Origin of the sequence: Streptosporangium becharense (assembly GCF_014204985.1) — a bacterium.
GTDB lineage: Bacteria > Actinomycetota > Actinomycetes > Streptosporangiales > Streptosporangiaceae > Streptosporangium > Streptosporangium becharense.
Map to the genome: position 1 here is coordinate 3,091,249 of NZ_JACHMP010000001.1, position 21,367 is coordinate 3,112,615.

The 21,367-nt window shown below is 67.1% G+C and carries 18 protein-coding genes; all 18 read right to left on the reverse strand.

Annotation, left to right across the window (positions count from 1 at the left end):
• Positions 1 to 113 precede the first annotated feature (113 nt).
• Positions 114 to 392 (reverse strand): 30S ribosomal protein S19, encoded by a 279-nt coding sequence (gene rpsS, locus F4562_RS13220; protein WP_068896536.1) that lies wholly within the window; start codon positions 390 to 392, stop codon positions 114 to 116.
• An 11-nt stretch (positions 393 to 403) separates the two neighbouring features.
• Complete coding sequence (rplB, locus tag F4562_RS13225; protein ID WP_184538239.1) at positions 404 to 1,240, reverse strand: 50S ribosomal protein L2; 837 nt, start codon at positions 1,238 to 1,240, stop codon at positions 404 to 406.
• A gap of 91 nt (positions 1,241 to 1,331) precedes the next feature.
• Positions 1,332 to 1,631 (reverse strand): 50S ribosomal protein L23, encoded by a 300-nt coding sequence (gene rplW, locus F4562_RS13230; protein WP_184538237.1) that lies wholly within the window; start codon positions 1,629 to 1,631, stop codon positions 1,332 to 1,334.
• A complete protein-coding gene (gene rplD / locus F4562_RS13235; protein WP_184538235.1) occupies positions 1,631 to 2,278 on the reverse strand; it encodes a 50S ribosomal protein L4 in 648 nt (215 codons plus the stop codon). The genes rplW and rplD overlap by 1 nt, the downstream gene beginning before the upstream one ends.
• Positions 2,275 to 2,928, reverse strand: a complete 654-nt coding sequence (gene rplC, locus F4562_RS13240; RefSeq protein ID WP_184538233.1) for a 50S ribosomal protein L3 — start codon at positions 2,926 to 2,928, stop codon at positions 2,275 to 2,277. The genes rplD and rplC overlap by 4 nt, the downstream gene beginning before the upstream one ends.
• Positions 2,929 to 2,942: 14 nt before the next feature.
• Complete coding sequence (gene rpsJ, locus F4562_RS13245; protein WP_030912931.1) at positions 2,943 to 3,251, reverse strand: 30S ribosomal protein S10; 309 nt, start codon at positions 3,249 to 3,251, stop codon at positions 2,943 to 2,945.
• Between the two features lie 385 nt (positions 3,252 to 3,636).
• The gene (tuf, locus tag F4562_RS13250; RefSeq protein ID WP_184538231.1) at positions 3,637 to 4,830 is read right to left on the reverse strand and encodes an elongation factor Tu; all 1,194 of its coding nucleotides are present in this window, start codon (positions 4,828 to 4,830) and stop codon (positions 3,637 to 3,639) included.
• A gap of 158 nt (positions 4,831 to 4,988) precedes the next feature.
• Positions 4,989 to 7,037: an elongation factor G gene (fusA, locus tag F4562_RS13255; protein WP_221206330.1), complete on the reverse strand. Its 2,049-nt coding sequence runs from the start codon at positions 7,035 to 7,037 to the stop codon at positions 4,989 to 4,991.
• Between the two features lie 88 nt (positions 7,038 to 7,125).
• Complete coding sequence (rpsG, locus tag F4562_RS13260) at positions 7,126 to 7,596, reverse strand: 30S ribosomal protein S7 (RefSeq protein WP_184538227.1); 471 nt, start codon at positions 7,594 to 7,596, stop codon at positions 7,126 to 7,128.
• Positions 7,597 to 7,598: 2 nt separating this feature from the next.
• Positions 7,599 to 7,970: a 30S ribosomal protein S12 gene (rpsL, locus tag F4562_RS13265; protein ID WP_184538225.1), complete on the reverse strand. Its 372-nt coding sequence runs from the start codon at positions 7,968 to 7,970 to the stop codon at positions 7,599 to 7,601.
• 915 nt (positions 7,971 to 8,885) lie between these two features.
• Positions 8,886 to 12,773 (reverse strand): DNA-directed RNA polymerase subunit beta', encoded by a 3,888-nt coding sequence (locus F4562_RS13270; RefSeq protein WP_184538223.1) that lies wholly within the window; start codon positions 12,771 to 12,773, stop codon positions 8,886 to 8,888.
• Between the two features lie 26 nt (positions 12,774 to 12,799).
• Positions 12,800 to 16,267: a DNA-directed RNA polymerase subunit beta gene (gene rpoB / locus F4562_RS13275; RefSeq protein WP_184538221.1), complete on the reverse strand. Its 3,468-nt coding sequence runs from the start codon at positions 16,265 to 16,267 to the stop codon at positions 12,800 to 12,802.
• A 443-nt stretch (positions 16,268 to 16,710) separates the two neighbouring features.
• Positions 16,711 to 17,235 (reverse strand): hypothetical protein, encoded by a 525-nt coding sequence (locus F4562_RS13280; RefSeq protein WP_184538219.1) that lies wholly within the window; start codon positions 17,233 to 17,235, stop codon positions 16,711 to 16,713.
• Complete coding sequence (locus F4562_RS13285; RefSeq protein ID WP_184538217.1) at positions 17,232 to 17,750, reverse strand: Rv1363c family protein; 519 nt, start codon at positions 17,748 to 17,750, stop codon at positions 17,232 to 17,234. The genes F4562_RS13280 and F4562_RS13285 overlap by 4 nt, the downstream gene beginning before the upstream one ends.
• A gap of 418 nt (positions 17,751 to 18,168) precedes the next feature.
• Complete coding sequence (gene rplL / locus F4562_RS13290) at positions 18,169 to 18,561, reverse strand: 50S ribosomal protein L7/L12 (RefSeq protein WP_184538215.1); 393 nt, start codon at positions 18,559 to 18,561, stop codon at positions 18,169 to 18,171.
• 80 nt (positions 18,562 to 18,641) lie between these two features.
• Positions 18,642 to 19,163 carry a 50S ribosomal protein L10 gene (rplJ, locus tag F4562_RS13295; RefSeq protein ID WP_184538213.1) on the reverse strand — a complete coding sequence of 174 codons (522 nt, stop codon included), beginning with the start codon at positions 19,161 to 19,163 and terminating at the stop codon, positions 18,642 to 18,644.
• A 451-nt stretch (positions 19,164 to 19,614) separates the two neighbouring features.
• The gene (locus F4562_RS13300; RefSeq protein ID WP_184538211.1) at positions 19,615 to 20,457 is read right to left on the reverse strand and encodes an SCO4651 family lipoprotein; all 843 of its coding nucleotides are present in this window, start codon (positions 20,455 to 20,457) and stop codon (positions 19,615 to 19,617) included.
• 139 nt (positions 20,458 to 20,596) lie between these two features.
• Positions 20,597 to 21,310, reverse strand: coding sequence for a 50S ribosomal protein L1 (rplA, locus tag F4562_RS13305; protein ID WP_184538209.1), 714 nt, complete (start codon positions 21,308 to 21,310; stop codon positions 20,597 to 20,599).
• Positions 21,311 to 21,367 lie beyond the last annotated feature (57 nt).

Here is a 21,367-nt window from a genome sequence, read left to right on the forward strand (position 1 = left end):
TTACTCCTCTTACCTTCTGCTTCGTATGGGGCGAGCCCGTCGCGCCACCGCGACGATCGGCACGGCCGTGGCCGTTCGGTCGTCTCGGGCTCGACGTCCTCTCCCTAAGGCGCTTACCGCCGGCTGCGGCGGTCTTCCTTGACGTGGCTGCGGAACGTCCGCGTCGGGGCGAACTCACCGAGCTTGTGACCGATCATCGCCTCGGTGACGAAGACCGGAACGTGCTTGCGGCCGTCGTGCACGGCGATCGTGTGACCGATCATGTCGGGCACGATCATGGAGCGCCGCGACCACGTCTTGATGACGTTCTTGGTGCCCTTCTCGTTCTGAGCGTCCACCTTCTTCTGAAGGTGGTCGTCCACGAAGGGACCCTTCTTAAGGCTACGTGGCATTTCGGCTGCTCCTACCGCTTCTTCCGCTTGGTCCGACGACGGATAATCAGCCGGTCGCTGGCCTTGTTCGCCGCACGGGTACGACCCTCGGGCTTGCCCTTGGGGTTGACAGGGTGACGGCCACCGGAGGTCTTACCCTCACCACCACCGTGCGGGTGGTCGACCGGGTTCATCGCGACACCGCGGACGGTGGGGCGCTTGCCCTTCCACCGCATACGGCCGGCCTTACCCCAGTTGATGTTGCCCTGCTCGGCGTTGCCGACCTGGCCGATGGAGGCCCGGCAGCGAACGTCGACCTGGCGCATTTCGCCGGAGGGCATACGCAGCGTGGCGTACTGGCCCTCCTTGGCGAGCAGCTGGATCTGCGCACCGGCGGACCGGCCCAGCTTGGCGCCACCACCCGGACGGAGCTCCACCGCGTGGATGAAGGTACCGGTCGGGATGTTGCGCAGCGGGAGGCAGTTACCCGGCTTGATGTCGGCCGTGGGGCCGTTCTCGATGAGGTCGCCCTGCTTGATGCCGGTCGGGGCGAGGATGTAACGCTTCTCCCCGTCGGCGTAGTGCAGCAGCGCGATACGGGAGGTGCGGTTCGGGTCGTACTCGATGTGAGCGACCTTGGCCGGGATCCCGTCCTTGTCGTGGCGCCGGAAGTCGATGATCCGGTAGGCGCGCTTGTGTCCACCGCCCTGGTGACGGGTGGTCACCCGGCCGTGGACGTTACGGCCGCCCTTGCTGTGCAGCGGCGCAAGCAGCGACTTCTCGGGCGTGCTGCGCGTGATCTCGGCGAAGTCCGAGACACTGGCGCCGCGGCGACCCGGGGTCGTCGGCTTGAGTTTACGGATGCCCATCTTTTTCGTTCATCCTTCGTCGGTTAATCCGGGAGAATGCCCCCCGCCTGACGGCGAGGGGCGTTCTCCCTGTACTTACTGAGCGAGCGGGTCAGCCCTGACCGAAGATGTCGATCCGGTCGCCCTCCACCAGGCTGACGATCGCCCGCTTGGTGTCGGGACGCTGACCGTAGCCGGAGCGGGTCCGCTTGCGCTTGCCCGGGCGGTTGATGGTGTTGACGCTGGCCACCTTGACGCCGAAGATCTTCTCAACCGCGATCTTGACCTGCGTCTTGTTGGCCGTCTTCCGCACCAGGAACGTGTACTTGTTGTGCTCGTCGATCAGGCCGTAGCTCTTCTCGGAGACGACCGGCTTGATGATGATGTCGCGCGGGTCGGCGATCTTCTCCATCAGGCGTCTTCCTTCCCGCTCTTGCTCAGGCGCTCGACGACCTGGTCGTAGGCGGCCTGGGTGAAAACGACGTCGTCGTAGCAGAGCACGTCGTAGGTGTTCAGCTGTCCGGCGTCCAGCAGGTGGACCTCCGGGGCATTGCGCAGGCTCATCCAGGTGAGCTCGTCACCCTCGTCGACGACGACCAGGACGCTGCGCGCCTCGGTGACCTTGCGAAGCGCCTCGAGAGCCGCCTTGGTCTTGGGGGTCTCCCCCGTGACCAGGGCGCTGACCACGTGAACACGGCCGCCGTTCGCCCGGTCGGACAGGGCACCGCGCAGCGCGGCGGCCTTCATCTTCTTCGGGGTCTTCTGCGAGTAGTCACGCGGAACCGGTCCGTGGACGGTGCCACCGCCGGTGAACTGCGGGGCGCGGGTCGAACCCTGGCGGGCGCGGCCGGTGCCCTTCTGGCGGTACGGCTTCTTGCCGCCGCCGCTGACCTCACCGCGGGTCTTGGCCTTGTGGGTGCCCTGCCGGCGAGCGGCGAGCTGGGCCACGACGACCTGGTGGATCAGCGGAATGTTGACCTTGCTGCCGAAGATGTCTTCGGGCAGGTCCACGGTGCCGGCCTTCGCGCCGCTCGCGTCGAGGACGTCAATGGTGCTCACTTGGCAGCCCCCTTCTTGGCAGCGGTACGGAGGAGAACCAGGCTGCCGTTGGCGCCGGGGATCGCACCCTTGATCAGGATGATGCCCTTCTCGGCGTCCACGGCGTGAACCTTCAGGCTCTGGATGGTCGTGCGGACGTTACCCATCCGACCGGCCATGCGCAGGCCCTTGAAGACTCGGCCCGGGGTGGCGCAGCCACCGATGGAACCCGGCGAGCGGTGCTTGCGCTGCGTACCGTGCGAGGCGCCCAGACCCCTGAAGCCGTGGCGCTTCATGACACCCGCGAAGCCCTTGCCCTTGCTCTTGCCCGTCACGTCGACGAACTGGCCGGCCTCGAAGGTGTCAGCCAGGAGCTCCTGACCGAGGGTGTACTCGCTCGCGTCGTCGGTGCGGATCTCCGCGAAGTAACGGCGCGGGGTGATGTCGTGCTTGCGCAGGTAGTCGCCGAGCGGCTTGTTGACCTTCCGGGGGTCGATCTGCCCGTAACCCAGCTGAACGGCGGAGTAGCCGTCCTTCTCGGGGGTGCGGACGCGGGTCACGACACACGGACCGGCCTCGACCACGGTCACCGGGACCATGCGGTTGTCCGCGTCGAAGACCTGGGTCATGCCGAGCTTCTTGCCCAGGACGCCCTTGATCTGCTTAGCCATGTCAGTGCGTTCCCTCAGAGCTTGATCGAGATGTCAACGCCGGCGGGGAGGTCGAGTCGCATGAGCGAGTCGACCGTCTTCGGCGTCGGGTCGATGATGTCAATCAGCCGCTTGTGCGTGCGCATCTCGAAGTGCTCGCGGCTGTCCTTGTACTTGTGCGGCGAGCGGATGACGCAGTACACGTTCTTCTCGGTCGGCAGCGGCACCGGGCCCGCGACCTTAGCGCCAGTCCGCGTCACCGTCTCGACGATCTTCTTGGCCGAAACGTCGATGACCTCGTGGTCATAGGCCTTGAGCCGAATGCGGATCTTCTGTCCCGCCATAATGGCCTCGGTGTCCTTCGCTGTCGTCTGAAAAAGTTACGTGCGGCCTGTTGCCGCTGTGTCATGGCCGATTCGGTCTCGCCGACCGGGTCCGGGCCGTCCGTGACGCCCCGGCCGCCGCCGGCTCGACTTCCTCTCCACGTGGTGCCCGAGATCGTCCGCCTGTCTCCGGGAGACGTCCTCTGCACGCGTCCCACGTAGCAGACGCAGTCGATCTGCGCTTTCTTCCGTGATCTGGCAGTTACTTCGGTCACTTCGCGGCCGAAACAACTGCGAGATCACGGGTCGTGGGTCTTACCTGGGGCGATGTGCCATGCGGCACGAGCCCTGTCGTGGCGCGGCGGCCGGCCCTGCGATGAGGGCCGACCGCCACTCCGCGATCGTACTACTTGATGATCTTGGTCACACGACCGGCGCCGACGGTGCGGCCACCCTCACGGATCGCGAACTTGAGGCCTTCCTCCATCGCGATCGGCTGGATGAGCTGGACGGACATCTCGGTGTTGTCACCGGGCATGACCATCTCGGTGCCCTCGGGCAGGTTCACAACACCGGTCACGTCAGTCGTACGGAAGTAGAACTGCGGACGGTAGTTGTTGAAGAACGGCGTGTGGCGACCGCCCTCGTCCTTGCTCAGGATGTAGACCTGGGCCTCGAACTCGGTGTGCGGGGTGGTCGTGCCCGGCTTGATGACACACTGGCCGCGCTCGACGTCCTCACGCTTGATACCACGCAGGAGCAGACCGACGTTGTCACCGGCCTGGCCCTCGTCGAGGAGCTTGCGGAACATCTCAACACCGGTGACCGTGGTGGTGGTCTTGGTGTCCTTGATGCCGATGATGTCGACGGTCTCGTTGACCTTGACGATACCGCGCTCGATACGGCCGGTGACGACGGTGCCGCGACCGGTGATCGAGAAGACGTCCTCGATCGGCATGAGGAACGGCTTGTCGGTCTCACGGGTCGGCTCGGGGACGTTCTCGTCCACGGCCGTCATGAGCTCGATGATCGAGTCGCCCCACTTCTCGTCGCCCTCGAGCGCCTTCAGCGCCGAGACGCGGACGACCGGCAGGTCGTCGCCGGGGAACTCCTGGCCCGAGAGGAGCTCGCGGACCTCGAGCTCGACGAGCTCCAGGATCTCCTCGTCGTCCACCATGTCGGCCTTGTTGAGGGCCACGACGATGTAGGGAACGCCGACCTGGCGGGCCAGGAGGACGTGCTCCTTCGTCTGCGGCATCGGGCCGTCGGTGGCGGCGACCACCAGGATGGCGCCGTCCATCTGGGCCGCACCGGTGATCATGTTCTTCACGTAGTCGGCGTGACCGGGGCAGTCCACGTGGGCGTAGTGGCGCTTCTCGGTCTGGTACTCGACGTGCGCGATGGAGATGGTGATACCGCGGGCCTTCTCCTCCGGCGCCTTGTCGATCTTGTCGAACGGGGTCGCCTCGTTGAGGTTCGGGTAACGCTCGTGAAGCACCTTGGTGATCGCCGCGGTCAGAGTGGTCTTGCCGTGGTCGATGTGCCCAATGGTGCCGATGTTTACGTGCGGCTTGGTCCGCTCGAACTTGGCCTTGGCCACTGGTCTCTCCTTAGAGATACTGACGTGACTTGCGTCTTCATATTCGGGTTCGGGGAGGCCGGCCCCTCACGGGACCGGCCGACGAGAGATCTCTCGCCCCGCACCCTCGGATGCGAGCGGCGATCGTGCCGCCACCCGCACCCAAAAGGATGCCGGACTTACTCGCCCCGCACCTTCGCGACGATCTCCTTGGCGATGTGCGCAGGCACTTCCGCGTAGGAGTCGAACTGCATGCTGTAGCTCGCGCGTCCCTGAGTCTTGCTACGCAGGTCACCCACGTAGCCGAACATCTCGGACAGCGGCACGAGCGCCTTGACGATGCGGGCGCCGGAGCGCTCGTCCATCGCCTGGATCTGCCCGCGGCGACTGTTGAGGTCACCGATGACGTCACCCATGTAGTCCTCGGGCGTGGTGACCTCGACGGCCACGATCGGCTCCAGGATTACGGCGTCCGCCCTGCGCGCGGCCTCCTTGAAGGCCATCGAGCCAGCGATCTTGAAGGCCATCTCGGACGAGTCCACCTCGTGGTAGGCACCGTCCAGCAGGGTGACCTTGACCCCGACCAGGGGGTAGCCCGCGAGCACACCGAACTCCGCGGCCTCCTGGCAACCCGCGTCGACCGACGGGATGTACTCCCGCGGGATGCGGCCACCGCTGACGGCGTTGACGAACTCGTAGCCGTCGTTGCCCTCGCCCAGCGGCTCCAGGTTGATGATGACGCGACCGAACTGGCCGGAACCACCCGTCTGCTTCTTGTGGGTGTACTCGACCTTCTCCACCTTGCGGCGGATGGTCTCGCGGTACGCCACCTGCGGACGGCCGACGTTGGCCTCGACCTTGAACTCGCGGCGCATCCGGTCGACGAGGATCTCCAGGTGGAGTTCGCCCATGCCCCAGATGACCGTCTGACCGGTCTCCTCGTCACGACGGACCTGGAAGGACGGGTCCTCCTCGGCCAGGCGCTGGATCGCGGTGCTCAGCTTCTCCTGGTCGCCCTTGGTCTTGGGCTCGATCGCGACGTTGATGACCGGGGCCGGGAACGTCATCGACTCCAGGACCACCGGGGAGCCCGGGTCGCAGAGGGTGTCACCGGTGGTGGTGTCCTTCAGACCCATGACGGCCACGATCTGACCGGCGTGCGCGGACGGGCGCTCCTCGCGCTTGTTCGCGTGCATCTGGTAGATCTTGCCGATCCGCTCCTTGCGGCCCTTGACCGAGTTGGTCACGGTGCTGCCGGACTCCAGGGTGCCCGAGTAGATGCGGATGTAGGTGAGCTTGCCCAGGTGGGGGTCGCTCATGATCTTGAAGGCAAGCGCGGCGAACGGCTCCTCCGGGTCCGCGTGACGCTCGACGACCTCTTCCTCGTTGTTGACCGCGTGGCCCTTGAAGGCCGGGATGTCGGTCGGCGCGGGGAGGTAGGCGACGATCGCGTCGAGCAGGGGCTGGACGCCCTTGTTCTTGAACGCGGTGCCGGTGAGAACGGGGTTGATCGAGCTGGCCAGCGTGGCGCGGCGAATGGCCGCGACCAGCTGCTCCTCGGTGGGCTCGACGCCCTCCAGGAAGAGCTCCATCAGCTCGTCGTCGTTCTCGGAGACGGTCTCGACGAGCTTGTCACGCCACTCGCGGGCGGCCTCGGCGTACTCGGCCGGGATGTCGACGATCTCGTACATCTCGCCCTTGGCGGCCTCGGCGCTCCACAGGAGGCCCTTCATCTTGACCAGGTCGATGACGCCCTTGAAGCCGGCCTCGACGCCCCAGGGAAGCTGGATGACGGCGGGCGTGGCGTTCAGGCGGCTGACCATCATGTCGACGCAGCGGTGGAACTCCGCGCCGACACGGTCCATCTTGTTGACAAAGCAGATGCGGGGCACGCCGTAGCGGTCGGCCTGGCGCCAGACCGTCTCCGACTGCGGCTCGACACCGGCGACGCCGTCGAACACCGCGACGGCACCGTCGAGGACGCGGAGCGAGCGCTCCACCTCGATCGTGAAGTCCACGTGGCCCGGCGTGTCGATGATGTTGATCGTGTGGCCGAGCCATTCGCAGGTGGTCGCGGCGGAGGTGATGGTGATACCACGCTCCTGCTCCTGCTCCATCCAGTCCATCGTGGCTGCGCCCTCGTGGACCTCACCGATCTTGTAGTTGATACCGGTGTAGAACAGGATGCGCTCGGTCGTCGTGGTCTTGCCCGCGTCGATGTGGGCCATGATCCCGATGTTGCGGACCTTGGCCAGGTCAAGAGCGGTCGTGGTGGCCACTTCTCTCGCGTCCTCTGTCGTCTCGTCGAACCCGCTGTTACCAGCGGTAGTGGGCGAAGGCCTTGTTGGACTCGGCCATCTTGTGGGTGTCCTCGCGCTTCTTGACGCTTGCGCCGAGGCCGTTGCTGGCGTCGAGCAGCTCGTTCATGAGGCGCTCGGTCATGGTCTTCTCGCGGCGGGCGCGGGCGTACTGCACCAGCCAGCGCAGGGCCAGGGTGGTGCTGCGCGCGGCGCGCACCTCGACCGGGACCTGGTAGGTCGCGCCACCGACACGGCGGCTGCGGACCTCAAGGGTGGGCTTGACGTTGTCCAGCGCGCGCTTCAGCGTGACGACCGGGTCGTTGCCGGTCTTCTCACGGGCACCCTCCAGGGCGCCGTACACGATCGACTGGGCGATGGAACGCTTGCCGTCGAGGAGCACCTTGTTGATCAGCGCGGTGACCAGGGGCGAGTTGTGAACCGGGTCAGCCATGAGCTGACGACGGCCAGGAGAACCCTTGCGAGGCATTCTTACTTCTCCTTCTTCGCGCCGTAACGGCTGCGGGCCTGCTTGCGGTTGCGAACACCCTGGGTGTCGAGAGAACCGCGAACGATCTTGTAGCGCACACCCGGCAGGTCCTTAACACGACCGCCGCGGACGAGCACGATGGAGTGCTCCTGGAGGTTGTGGCCGACACCGGGGATGTAGGCCGTGACCTCGATGCCGCTGCTCAGCTTGACACGCGCGACCTTACGGAGAGCGGAGTTCGGCTTCTTCGGGGTCGTGGTGTAAACGCGCATGCAGGTGCCGCGCCGCTGGGGGCTGGCCTTGAGCGCCGGGGTCTTGGTCTTGGTGACCTTGTCCTGGCGGCCCTTACGGACCAGCTGCTGGATAGTGGGCACTACATCTCCGTTTCGCGCCTTGGCCGGTGTTACGTAGTCAGAGGGACGAGCAGGCTCGGCCACGCGGCCCAGCTTCCTCTACCCATTGTGCATTTCGCAGGTTCTGCCGGTGTCATGACCTGCTGGTTTTCCTCGCACTTCGACCCCCGCGCTCGGGCGTGTCGCGCTCGCATCGTGCCATGCACAACCACGACCGAGCCTGGTGGAGGATCCACGCTGCACCCCCACCCGGGAGCGCACACGTGAGAGCCCATGAGACCACGGGCACGAAGAGTAAGGCTACCCAGCTCGACACGGCCCGTCAAAACGACTGCCGGAGCGTGTTCCTCCTCAGAGGTCGCGGGTCGCTCAAGCTGCCGAAATCGTAGCAGCCGGGCCGCCGGGAGCGAACGACATCGACCGATGCCCGCTGTCTTCCCGGACCTTTTCGCGACCCCGGTGACCTTGCCGGGGGATGAACAGCTCCTGTCTTCGCTGGAACACCAAAGGTGTCAAACCAAGCAAAACTCTACCTTACCCCCTGAGGAGCCCTCCGTCCAGGCGCAGGACGGCCGCGGACGCCGGCGCGGAGCGAACGTGAGGCGGACACGGACCCGGATGCGGCCGCACGGCGGACGTGGAGAACGCGGCCGGGGAACGGACGTCCACGCGAAGCGCGGGGCGGACCCACCGCGAGGCGGACGGGCGAATGTGGACGTGGAGGCACGGGGACGCCGAGCACGTCATGTCACGCCCCGCCGGTGGCGGCCCACAACCGCCAGGAGACGAGCGCACGCCCGCACGGCCCTCCCCGCGAGGGCACGATCCGTCTCATCCGGCACCCCGGACAGACGCACCCGGCGGGACACTCCCGAAAAAGCGCGAGGCGCCCGGAGACCGAGGTCTCCGGGCGCCTCCCCGTTCGTTCGGGAACGGTTACCGGTTGTACTGCCCGAAGTCGTACTCCTCCAGCGGCACGGCCTCACCGGAGCCCGAGCCGAAGGTGTAGTCGGCCGCGGAGCCGTCGTAGCCGCCGACCGTGTACATCGCGGCCTTGGCCTCCTCGGTCGGCTCGACCCGGATGTTGCGGTACTGCGGCATGCCGGTACCGGCCGGGATGAGCTTACCGATGATGACGTTCTCCTTCAGGCCGAGCAGCGAGTCCGACTTGGCGTGGATCGCCGCGTCGGTGAGCACCCGGGTGGTCTCCTGGAAGGAGGCCGCCGACAGCCACGACTCGGTGGCGAGCGAGGCCTTGGTGATGCCCATCAGCACCGGACGGCCGGAGGCCGGGGTGCCGCCCTCGGCCACGACCTCGCGGTTGACCCGCTCGAACCGCGGCCGCTCGACGAGCTCACCAGGCAGCATGTCGGAGTCACCGGACTCCAGCACGTTCACCCGCTTGAGCATCTGACGAACGATGATCTCGATGTGCTTGTCGTGGATCGACACACCCTGCGACCGGTAGACCTGCTGGACCTCGGCCACCAGGTGCAGCTGCACGGCCCGGGGGCCGAGGATGCGCAGCACCTCGTTGGGGTTGACCGCACCGGCGATCAGCTGCTGGCCGACCTTGACGCGCTGCCCGTCCGAGACCAGCAGCCGGGACCGCATGGACACCGGATAGGCGATCTCGTCGGAACCGTCGTCCGGCACGATGACGATCTTCCGGGTCTTGTCGGTCTCGTCGATGCGGACCCGGCCCTCGGCCTCGCTGATCGGGGCGACACCCTTGGGGACGCGCGCCTCGAAGAGCTCCTGGACACGGGGCAGACCGTGGGTGATGTCGGCGCCCGCCACACCACCGGTGTGGAAGGTCCGCATCGTCAGCTGGGTGCCCGGCTCACCGATCGACTGGGCGGCGATGATGCCGACCGCCTCGCCGACGTCCACGAGCTTGCCGGTCGCGAGCGAACGGCCGTAGCAGGTGGCGCAGACACCGATCTTGGCTTCGCAGACGAGAGCGCTGCGGGTCCTGACGGTCTCCACTCCGGCCTCGACCAGCGCGGTGACGTGGATGTCGTTGATGTCGACGCCCGCGCTCACGATGACCTTGCCGTCCACCTCCACGTCCTCGGCGAGGATGCGGCCGTGCACGTTGCTCTCGGCGTTCTCCGCCTTGACCAGGTTGCCCTGGGCGTCGCGCTCGCCGACGTGCAGCGGGACCCCGCGGTCGGTGCCGCAGTCGATCTCGCGGACGATGACGTCCTGCGCGACGTCCACCAGACGACGGGTCAGGTAACCCGAGTCGGCGGTGCGCAGCGCGGTGTCGGCCAGACCCTTCCGCTGTCCGTGGGTGGAGATGAAGTACTCCAGCACCGACAGGCCCTCGCGGAACGAGGCCTTGATCGGACGCGGGATCGTCTCACCCTTGGTGTTGGACACCAGACCGCGGATGCCGGAGATCTGCCGGACCTGCATCAGGTTTCCTCGGGCGCCCGACTGGACCATCATCCAGACCGGGTTGGTCTTCGGGAAGGCCCGCTGCATGTCGTCGGTGACGTCGCTGGTGGCGTGCGTCCAGATCTCGATGAGCTCCTGGCGGCGCTCCTCGTCCGTGATCAGACCACGCTCGTACTCGCGCTGGACCTTGTCGGCCCGGCGCTCGTACGTCTCCATGATCTCGCCCTTGTTCGGCGGCGCGATGACGTCCTCGATGGAGATCGTCACACCGGCCCTGGTCGCCCAGTAGAAGCCGGCGTCCTTGAGGGCGTCGAGCGCCGCCGCGACCTCGACCTTGGGGTACTTCTCGGCGAGCTCGTTGACGATGGCCGACAGCTGCTTCTTGCCGACCTGCATGTTCACGTACGGGTAGTTCTGCGGCAGGGTCTGGTTGAACAGGCACCGGCCGAGCGTGGTCTCCAGGCGGTACGGCTCGCCCGGCTCCCAGCCCTCGGGGGCCGCCCAGCCGCGGGGCGGCGGGACGTCGCCCTTCATCCGGATCTGGATCTTGGCCTGGATGTCCAGCTCGCGGCGGTCGAAGGCCATGAGCGCCTCGGCCACCGAACCGAAGACCCGGCCGGCGCCGGGGGCGTCCTCGTCGTCGTCCTTGATGGTCGTCAGCGAGTACAGACCGATGATCATGTCCTGGGTGGGCATGGTCACCGGCTTGCCGTCGGCCGGCTTCAGGATGTTGTTCGTCGACAGCATCAGGATGCGGGCCTCGGCCTGTGCCTCGGCCGACAGCGGCAGGTGCACGGCCATCTGGTCACCGTCGAAGTCCGCGTTGAACGCGGTGCAGACGAGCGGGTGGATCTGGATGGCCTTGCCCTCGACCAGCTGGGGCTCGAAGGCCTGGATGCCCAGGCGGTGCAGCGTCGGCGCGCGGTTGAGCAGCACGGGGTGCTCGGTGATGACCTCTTCGAGGACGTCCCACACGACGGGCCGCGCCCGCTCGACCATCCGCTTGGCCGACTTGATGTTCTGCGCGTGGTTCAGGTCGACCAGGCGCTTCATCACGAACGGCTTGAACAACTCCAGCGCCATCTGCTTGGGCAGGCCGCACTGGTGCAGCTTCAGCTGCGGGCCGACGACGATGACCGAACGGCCGGAGTAGTCGACACGCTTGCCCAGCAGGTTCTGACGGAAGCGGCCCTGCTTGCCCTTCAGCATGTCGCTGAGGGACTTCAGGGGACGGTTGCCGGGTCCGGTGACCGGACGGCCGCGGCGGCCGTTGTCGAACAGCGCGTCGACGGCCTCCTGGAGCATCCGCTTCTCGTTGTTCACGATGATCTCGGGGGCGCCGAGGTCGAGAAGACGCTTGAGGCGGTTGTTCCGGTTGATCACACGCCGGTACAGGTCGTTCAGGTCCGAGGTCGCGAACCGGCCACCGTCGAGCTGCACCATCGGACGCAGGTCCGGCGGGATGACCGGGATGCAGTCGAGGACCATGCCGTTGGGCGAGTTGCGGGTGTTCAGGAACGCCGACACGACCTTGAGACGCTTGAGCGCGCGGGCCTTCTTCTGGCCCTTGCCGCTGCGGATCGTCTCGCGCAGGTTCTCCGCCTCGACCGCGAGGTCGAAGTTGGTCAGCCGCTCCTGGATGGCCTGGGCGCCCATGCCGCCGCGGAAGTAGCGGCCGAAGCGGTCGCGCATCTCGCGGTAGAGCAGCTCGTCACCCTCCAGGTCCTGGACCTTGAGGTTCTTGAAGCGGCTCCAGACCTCCTCCAGCCGGTCCAGCTCGCGCTGGGCCCGGTCGCGGAGCTGGCGCATCTCGCGCTCGGCGCCCTCACGGACCTTGCGGCGCTGGTCGCCCTTGGCGCCGGCGGCCTCCAGCTCGGCCAGGTCGGACTCCAGCTTGCGCTGGCGGGCCTCGATGTCGGCGTCACGGCGCTGCTCGATGTGCTGCCGCTCGACGGAGATCTTCGCCTCCAGCGACGGCAGGTCACGCTCACGCATCTCCTTGTCGACATGCGTGATCATGTAGGCCGCGAAGTAGATGACCTTCTCCAGGTCCTTCGGGGCCAGGTCGAGCAGGTATCCCAGACGGGACGGGACACCCTTGAAGTACCAGATGTGCGTGACGGGCGCGGCCAGCTCGATGTGGCCCATCCGCTCACGGCGCACCTTGGCACGGGTGACCTCGACGCCACACCGCTCACAGATGATGCCCTTGAAGCGGACGCGCTTGTACTTGCCGCAGTAGCACTCCCAGTCGCGGGTCGGACCGAAGATCTTCTCGCAGAAGAGTCCGTCCTTCTCGGGCTTGAGAGTCCGGTAGTTGATGGTCTCCGGCTTCTTCACCTCACCGTGCGACCACTGGCGGATGTCGTCGGCGGTCGCGAGGCCGATCCGAAGCTCGTCGAAGAAGTTGACGTCGAGCACTAGTAATCCCCTCCTCAGCTTCTAGATCAGACCTCTTCGACGCTGCTCGGCTCACGCCGGGACAGGTCGATGCCGAGCTCTTCGGCGGCGCGGAAGACGTCCTCGTCGGTGTCGCGCATCTCGATGGACATGCCGTCGCTGGAGAGCACCTCGACGTTCAGGCACAGCGACTGCATTTCCTTGATGAGCACCTTGAACGACTCCGGAATGCCCGGCTCGGGGATGTTCTCGCCCTTGACGATGGCCTCGTAGACCTTCACCCGGCCCAGGACGTCGTCGGACTTGATGGTCAGCAGCTCCTGCAGGGCGTAGGCGGCGCCGTACGCCTCCAGCGCCCACACCTCCATCTCACCGAAGCGCTGACCGCCGAACTGGGCCTTACCGCCGAGCGGCTGCTGGGTGATCATGGAGTACGGGCCGGTCGACCGCGCGTGGATCTTGTCGTCGACCAGGTGGAGCAGCTTCAGGATGTAGATGTAGCCGACCGAGATCGGGTGCGGGAACGGCTCGCCGGAGCGACCGTCGAACAGCCGCGCCTTGCCGTTCTCGGCGACCATCCGACCGCCGTCCCTGTTGACCAGGGTGTTGTTGAGCAGGCCGACGATCTCCTCCTCGTTGGCACCGTCGAACACCGGGGTGGCCATGTTGGTGCGCGGCTCGACCTGGGCGAAGCCCTTGTCGCGCAGCCGCTCGGCCCACGCCTCCTCGATGCCCGAGATATCCCATCCTCTGGCGGCGATCCACCCCAGGTGGGTCTCCAGGACCTGGCCGACGTTCATTCGGCCGGGCACGCCCAGCGGGTTGAGGATGATGTCGACGGGCGTGCCGTCCTCGAGGAACGGCATGTCCTCGACCGGAAGGATCTTGGAGATGACACCCTTGTTGCCGTGACGGCCGGCCAGCTTGTCACCGTCGGTGATCTTACGCTTCTGGGCCACGTAGACGCGGACCAGCTCGTTGACACCGGGGGGAAGCTCGTCGCCCTCCTCACGGCTGAACACGCGCACCCCGATGACCTTGCCCTGCTCACCGTGCGGCACCTTCAGGGAGGTGTCACGGACCTCGCGGGCCTTCTCACCGAAGATCGCACGCAGCAGCCGCTCCTCCGGGGTCAGCTCGGTCTCGCCCTTGGGCGTGACCTTGCCGACGAGGATGTCACCGGGGACGACCTCGGCGCCGATGCGGATGATGCCGCGCTCGTCGAGGTCGGCCAGGACCTCCTCGGAGACGTTCGGGATGTCCCGGGTGATCTCCTCGGGGCCCAGCTTGGTGTCGCGGGCGTCGACCTCGTGCTCCTCGATGTGGATCGAGGACAGGACGTCGTCCTGCACCAGGCGCTGGGAGAGGATGATCGCGTCCTCGTAGTTGTGACCCTCCCACGGCATGAACGCCACGAGCAGGTTCTTGCCCAGGGCCATCTCACCGTTGTCGGTGCAGGGACCGTCGGCGATGACCTGGTTCACCTCGATCCGATCGCCCTCGGCGACGATCGGCTTCTGGTTGAAGCAGGTGCCCTGGTTGGAGCGCTTGAACTTGGCGACCCGGTAGGTGGTGCGGGTGCCGTCGTCGTTCATCACCGTGACGTAGTCGGCGGAGACCTCCTCGACCACGCCGGCCTTGTCCGCGGTGATGACGTCGCCGGCGTCGGTCGCGGCACGGTACTCCATGCCGGTGCCGACCAGCGGCGACTCGCTCTTGAGCAGCGGCACCGACTGGCGCTGCATGTTGGAGCCCATGAGCGCGCGGTTGGCGTCGTCGTGCTCCAGGAACGGGATCATCGCGGTCGCCACGGACACCATCTGGCGGGCCGAGACGTCCATGTAGTCGACCTCGGTGGCACGCACCGACTCGAACTCCCCGCCCTTACGGCGGACGAGCACGCGCGACTCCAGGAACGTGCCGTCGGGGGCGATCGGCGTGTTCGCCTGGGCGATGACGTACCGGTCCTCCTCGTCGGCGGTGAGGTACTCGACCTCGTCGGTCACCCGGCCGTCGACGACCTTGCGGTACGGCGTCTCGACGAACCCGAAGGAGTTGACCCGGCCGAAGGAGGCCAGCGAACCGATCAGACCGATGTTCGGTCCTTCCGGCGTCTCGATCGGGCACATGCGGCCGTAGTGCGACGGGTGGACGTCACGGACCTCGAAGCCGGCCCGCTCACGGGACAGACCGCCGGGACCCAGCGCGGACAGACGACGCTTGTGCGTCAGGCCGGCCAGCGGGTTGGTCTGGTCCATGAACTGCGACAGCTGCGAGGTGCCGAAGAACTCCTTGATCGACGCCACGACCGGGCGGATGTTGATCAGGGTCTGCGGCGTGATCGCCTCGACGTCCTGGGTGGTCATCCGCTCGCGGACGACGCGCTCCATGCGCGCCAGGCCCAGCCGGACCTGGTTCTGGATGAGCTCGCCCACGGTGCGCAGGCGCCGGTTGCCGAAGTGGTCGATGTCGTCGGTCTCGACGACGATCTCACCGTTGGCGCCGGGCATCGAGACCTCACCGGCGTGCAGCCGGACGATGTACTCGATGGTGGCGACGATGTCGTCCTCGGTGAGGGTGCCCTGGGTGATGTCGGCGTCGACCCCGAGCTTCTTGTTGATCTTGTAACGGCCGACCTTGGCGAGGTCGTAACGCTTGGAGTTGAAGTAGAGGTTCTCCAGCAGCGTCTGCGCCGACTCCTTGGTCGGCGGCTCGCCCGGACGCAGCTTGCGATAGATGTCGAGCAGGGCGTCGTCCTGCCCGGCCGTGTGGTCCTTCTCCAGGGTCGCGCGCATCGACTCGTACTGCCCGAACCGCTCAAGGATCTGGTCGTTGGTCCACCCGAGCGCCTTCAGCAGGACCGTCACGGCCTGCTTGCGCTTACGGTCGATGCGGACGCCGACGCTGTCACGCTTGTCGATCTCGAACTCGAGCCAGGCGCCCCGGGAGGGGATCACCTTGCACCCGTACAGGTCCTTGTCGGAGGTCTTGTCGACACTGCGGTCGAAGTAGACGCCCGGGGACCGGACCAGCTGGGAGACGACGACACGCTCGGTGCCGTTGATGATGAACGTGCCCTTGCCGGTCATGAGCGGGAAGTCGCCCATGAACACGGTCTGGCTCTTGATCTCACCCGTGGTGTTATTGATGAACTCCGCCGTGACGAACATCGGGGCGGAGTAGGTCATGTCCTTGTCTTTGCACTCATCAACGGAGTACTTGGGCGGCTCGAACCGGTGGTCGCGGAACGACAGGGACATGGTCCCGGAGAAGTCCTCGATGGGACTGATCTCCTCGAAGATCTCTTCGAGGCCCGACTGGGCCGGAACGTCCTTGCGCCCGGCCTGGCGAGCCGCCTCGACCCGCCCCTTCCACTTCTCGTTACCGAGCAACCAGTCGAAGGACTCGGTCTGAAGAGCGAGAAGGTCAGGAACTTCGAGCGGCTCCTGGATACGTGCAAAAGACACACGGTGGGGACCGGCGGGTACGGCGAAGGCGTTGCGCGAGGCTGCCAACAGATGTCCTTCCGAGGGCTCGCGGCGGACTGACTACACGCACGCCAGACGACCATGCAACAGAGCACCAAAAGAAGCGGGTCGTCAAAGGGCAGCGCAAAGGGGCAGTGTAGCCGAACGGCATACAGCTGTCCACTCAAGTCTCTCTGCAAGCTCCACGTTGGTCGCAGCATCGCCCGTCAGAGCCGAAACGTCAAGCCCGGAGCTCGACTTCCCGGCCGGGAATCAGCTGAGACGCTGGGAGTCTTCCCACCGAGTGACCTGCGCACACCCACGGACCGACGCCGATCTCCCGGCGCGGTGTGGCCGATGCCCGGTCACACGGCGGTTCGAACGCTAGCCGATGTTCGACTCACGATCGAGACTGCCGTGAGCGATGTACCCACGACCAAACCAATCTCAAACCAAGACTTTGCCGATAATTGAATGAAGCGCCACGCCGGCTACGCCGGTGGGGGGTTTCCGAGCAGTGTGGACAGCTCGGCGACCAGCCAGCGGGAGTCTTTCTTGACCATGACGAACCGGGCCCGGTTGTGGCTGACCTGCCGCCGGGGCTCCCCGCCGCCCGGAGGAACCTTCACGGTGCTCATGGTCATGAACAGCAGCACCTCGACCCGGCCGGGATCACCCGACGCGGCCGACTCCACCCCGGCGCCGGCCACGGTCGCCTGCTGGACGGTCTGGTCCCGCCGGGCCTGCGGGATGACGGTGGCGGCGAGCTCGCGGTAGTGCCGGGTGAGGTCACCCACGGTGTAACCGCCCGCCCTTGCGAAATCCTGTTCGATCGTACGGTGGTCGTACGACAGCATGTCGGAGGCGAGCGCGCGGGCGGCGGCGAGCGCCTCCCTTCCCGCCTCCTCGTCCGCGCGCAGCCGGCTCAGGTCGGCGACGACGACCCAGACCACGGCCGCGAGCGAGAGCGCCACGATCGCCAGGATCCCGACCAGCACCTGCAAGAGCCGCCTCACAGCACCAACTCAGCCTTCGACACCAGCCAGGTCTTGGAGACTTTGGTCACTTCCATGTTCCACCGGTAGAAGAGCGCCTGGGGGGCTTTGCCGGCCCCCTTCGCGCCTTCCCACCGCACGACCGCGTCGGCCACCACCATCACCCGGGCCATGCCGTCCTTCATCGACACCAGCCCGCAGGCGCGCAGGGCGCCCATCTGGACGACCTTGTCCTCCAGCGTGCTCTTCCTGAGGTCCGCGGCCGTCCTGGTGTACTCCGCCCTGGCGGCTCCGGTGGAGGAGTCGAGGATGCGCTCGAGGTCGGTGTCGACGCTCCTGTGGCTGACCGAGAGCAGGCGTACCGCGTGTGTCCCGGCCGCCCGCATCGCCGCCTGCCGGTCGTCCGCCTCGGCCCGGGCCTCGCGCAGCAGGGAACCGGCCCAGAGGGCGGTGCCGCCCAGCGCCACGATCAGCACGATCAGCGCCGCCGCGATGGTCTTCAGCGGGGGACGGGGCCGAGCGGCGTGCAGTGCCATGCCTTCCCTCCCATCGCACGATCTCCGTAACGCGGGCCGGTGAGCGGGCCGCCCGGACCGTACGGCCGGAAGGCTCCCGATCGCCGGATCATAACCCGCCGCACGGCCGGGGAGGGAGGCTTCGCCCACGCGCCTTCCAGGACGCCGGAAACGGCTCTGCGGAGCTCGGCCGGGGCTCGGCCACCGCGGCCCCCGCGGCGGCCCTGCCGGGCGGGGCTCAGCCGCGTTCAGCGCGGCCCCGTCCGCGGGCGGGGCACCGTGGCCGGGGACGTCCGGGCCGGATGAGGGTTCGGGGGCCTTCCGGCGACCGCCGCGCCGGGGTCAGCGCGGACGCGTCCGGCGGCGGGTGACCGGCAGCGGGCAAACGAAAAGAGCGGGCCCCCGGCACCGGGTGGACCCGCTCTTCTCGTGAGACGAACTACTTGACGGTGACCGTCGCGCCGGCACCCTCAAGGGCGGCCTTGGCCTTCTCCGCCTGCTCCTTGTTGACCTTGCCGTCGAAGACCGGCTTCGGAGCGCCGTCGACCAGGTCCTTGGCCTCCTTGAGGCCCAGGCTCGTCAGAGCGCGGATCTCCTTGATGACCTGGATCTTCTTGTCACCGGCGGCCTCGAGGATGACGTCGAACTCGTCCTGCTCCTCGACCTCCTCGGCGGCGGCACCGCCACCGGCGGCGGGGGCGGCGGCCACGGCGACCGGGGCGGCGGCCTTGACGTCGAAGGTCTCCTCGAAGAGCTTCACGAACTCGGAGAGCTCAAGGAGAGTCATCTCCTTGAAAGCGTCGAGCAGCTCGTCGGTGCTGAGCTTCGCCATGATGGTTCCTCCGTTTAACTGCAACTACTACGAAATGGGACCGCGGTTTGCGTTAATCCCCTGGGACCGCCTGCGCGGACCTACTCGCCGCCCTCGCGCTTGGCGCGCAGGGCCTCGGCCAGCTGAGCCATGTTGGTGGGCAGCGCGTTGAAGACGGCGGCCGCGTGGCCCTGCTTCGCCTTCAGAGCGCCGGCCAGCTTCGCGAGGAGGACCTCGCGGGACTCGAGGTCGGCAAGCTTGGTGATCTCGTCCGGGGTCATCGACTTGCCGTCGACGACGCCGCCCTTGATGACCAGGAGGGGATTGGCCTTGGCGAAGTCACGCAGACTCTTGGCAGCCTCGACCACGTCGCCGTCGACGAACGCGATCGCAGACGGACCCGCGAGCAGGTCGTTGAGCTGGCTGAACCCGGCCTCGGAGGCCGCGATCTTGGTCAGCGTGTTCTTCACCACGGCGAACTTCGCATTCTCACCGAGGGAAACGCGCAGCTGCTTGAGCTGGGCGACGGTGAGACCGCGGTACTCGGTCAGAACGGCAGCGCTCGAGCCTTCGAAGCTGCTCTTGAGCTCGGCTACAGCCGTCGCCTTTTCTGCCTTCGCCATGGGCCTCCTTCCAGATGTGCCGCCGGCGTAAAGGCCCGTGAAAACGAACAAGCCCCGAGCGCAGGCGCACGGGGCTCACATGAGGAGGTTAGTCCAGATGAAAACTCACATCACACCTACGCGGGCCGCCCACTGACGTGGATCCTTGGGTTGACATGCCTTGAGGCATGCCAACGACCGGCGGTCTTTGGCGTTGCCAGCTTACGCCCTGCCCGGGCGTAGACCAAATCGAACCGGGAAAGCCGCGGCCGCCCTCCGGAAGGCGCACCCGTCCGAGGGGCACGCCCTGCGGGCGGCGTCCGGGCGATCACCCTCCCCGACACGCCCGCCCGGAGGACGCCCCGGGAGAACACTCAGCGGAACACCGCAAGGGGACGCCCGGAAGAACAGCGGGGAGAACACCCGCCGCGGAGACGGCCGGCCCGCCGGTCGTCTCCGCGGCGATCGGGCGTCAGTTCCCGCCGTGGTTCCCCCGGGGCTGCTCGGGAAGCTCGCTCACCTGCTCCGCGGGCGGGGCGGTGATCTCCACGGGCTCGTTGAAGCCCTTGAAGTTCGCCGTCAGGTTGAACGCCGTCCCCTGCTCGGCGCCGCTGAGCGTCACCTTGCGGGGCAGGCTCTGCCCGTCGGCCCACAGGTCGAACTTCACGTTCTTGGCGTCCGCGAAGTGCTCCTGGAGCTTCTCCCGCTCCGCCGGGTCGGCGAGCTGCGCGGCCTCGGCGACCGGGAACGTGCCGCTGTAGTGGGTGGTCTCGACCCCGCCGACCGTCTCGGTGCCGACGGCCTTGACGTCCTTCGACGCGGTCAGCAGCTTGACGGTGCCGGCCAGGTCGAACTGCCGGGCCTGGTCCATGAACTTGCGGATCTCGGCCTGCCCGCCGGCGTCCAGCTCACTGAGCGGCACCTTGACCCACGGCTTGTCCGTGCTCACGAACCGGTTGAGGAGGTCCGACTTCACGTAGACCGTGTCGTCCGACAGGATGGCCCGCGCGCCGCCCGGGACGTCCCGGCCGTCGAAGGTGATCGTGTCGAGATTGATGTCGGTCGCCAGCTGGGGCTGGCTCCGGTAGAGCACGCTGCCCCGGACCCGGTTCTCGCCCTTGCCGCCACCCGTGGCGTCGAGGACGAGGTCCGCCGAGTAGGACGTGACCGTTTCGGCCTTCTGCGCGCTCTGCTGCACCGCGTCCGCGGCGGCCAGCTTGATGTTTCCGAGGGAGGCAGTGCCCTGTGCACCGCACCCCGCGACCGCGACCAGCGCGGCCGCCCCCACGGCGAGTGCGGGAGCCAATCGACGCATTCGTCTTCACCCTTTCGTTTCCCTCCGGACCTGTCTACGACCCTATGCGCCGTCAAGATCCGGCGCGTCCTCCCGGAGAACGAAGAAGACCTCAACCGAATGGCCATTCGGTTGAGGTCTTCCGTGAAGACGTCTGCTGTCAGGCGTCGAGCTCGGCGGTCATCGCCCGCGTCACGTTGGGGTCGACCTGGATGCCGGGGCCCATGGACGTGGAGAAGACGACCTTCTTGAGGTAGCGTCCCTTGGCCGCGGACGGCTTGAGACGGAGCACCTCGTCGACGGCGGCGGCGTAGTTCTCGATGAGCTGGCGCTCGCTGAAGGAGACCTTGCCGATGATGAAGTGCAGGTTCGCGTGCCGGTCGACGCGGAACTCGATCTTGCCGCCCTTGATGTCGGTGACGGCCTTGCCCACGGCGGGGGTCACGGTGCCGGTCTTGGGGTTCGGCATCAGGCCACGGGGGCCGAGCACGCGGCCCAGACGGCCGACCTTGCCCATGAGGTCCGGCGTGGCGACGACGGCGTCGAAGTCGAGGCGGCCCTTGGCGACCTCGTCGATCAGCTCGTCGGCACCGACGATGTCGGCACCCGCGGCGCGGGCCTCCTCGGCACGGTCACCGGTCGCGAAGACCAGGACCCGGGCGGTCTTACCGGTGCCGTGCGGGAGGTTGACGGTGCCGCGGACCATCTGGTCCGCCTTGCGGGGGTCGACGCCCAGCCGCAGGGCGACCTCGACGGTGGCGTCGAACTTCGCGACGTTGGTGTCCTTGGCCAGTTTGGCCGCCTGAGCCGGGGTGTAGACCGTCTCACGGTCGACCTGCGCCGAGGCGGCGCGGAATGCCTTGCTGCGCTTCACTTGCTCACTCCTGGATTCGAGTGTCCGTGGTGCGGGCCTGCGCGGGCCCTCCCACTT

Coding starts and splice junctions, on each gene's coding strand:
- rpsS (WP_068896536.1), bottom strand. CDS start 392: ATGCCACGTAGCCTTAAGAAGGGTCCCTTCGTGGACGACCACCTTCAG.
- rplB (WP_184538239.1), bottom strand. CDS start 1,240: ATGGGCATCCGTAAACTCAAGCCGACGACCCCGGGTCGCCGCGGCGCC.
- rplW (WP_184538237.1), bottom strand. CDS start 1,631: ATGGAGAAGATCGCCGACCCGCGCGACATCATCATCAAGCCGGTCGTC.
- rplC (WP_184538233.1), bottom strand. CDS start 2,928: ATGGCTAAGCAGATCAAGGGCGTCCTGGGCAAGAAGCTCGGCATGACC.
- rpsJ (WP_030912931.1), bottom strand. CDS start 3,251: ATGGCGGGACAGAAGATCCGCATTCGGCTCAAGGCCTATGACCACGAG.
- fusA (WP_221206330.1), bottom strand. CDS start 7,037: ATGGCCCACATCGACGCGGGCAAGACCACGACGACCGAGCGCATCCTG.
- rpsG (WP_184538227.1), bottom strand. CDS start 7,596: ATGCCTCGCAAGGGTTCTCCTGGCCGTCGTCAGCTCATGGCTGACCCG.
- F4562_RS13285 (WP_184538217.1), bottom strand. CDS start 17,750: ATGGCACTGCACGCCGCTCGGCCCCGTCCCCCGCTGAAGACCATCGCG.
- rplL (WP_184538215.1), bottom strand. CDS start 18,561: ATGGCGAAGCTCAGCACCGACGAGCTGCTCGACGCTTTCAAGGAGATG.
- rplJ (WP_184538213.1), bottom strand. CDS start 19,163: ATGGCGAAGGCAGAAAAGGCGACGGCTGTAGCCGAGCTCAAGAGCAGC.
- F4562_RS13300 (WP_184538211.1), bottom strand. CDS start 20,457: ATGCGTCGATTGGCTCCCGCACTCGCCGTGGGGGCGGCCGCGCTGGTC.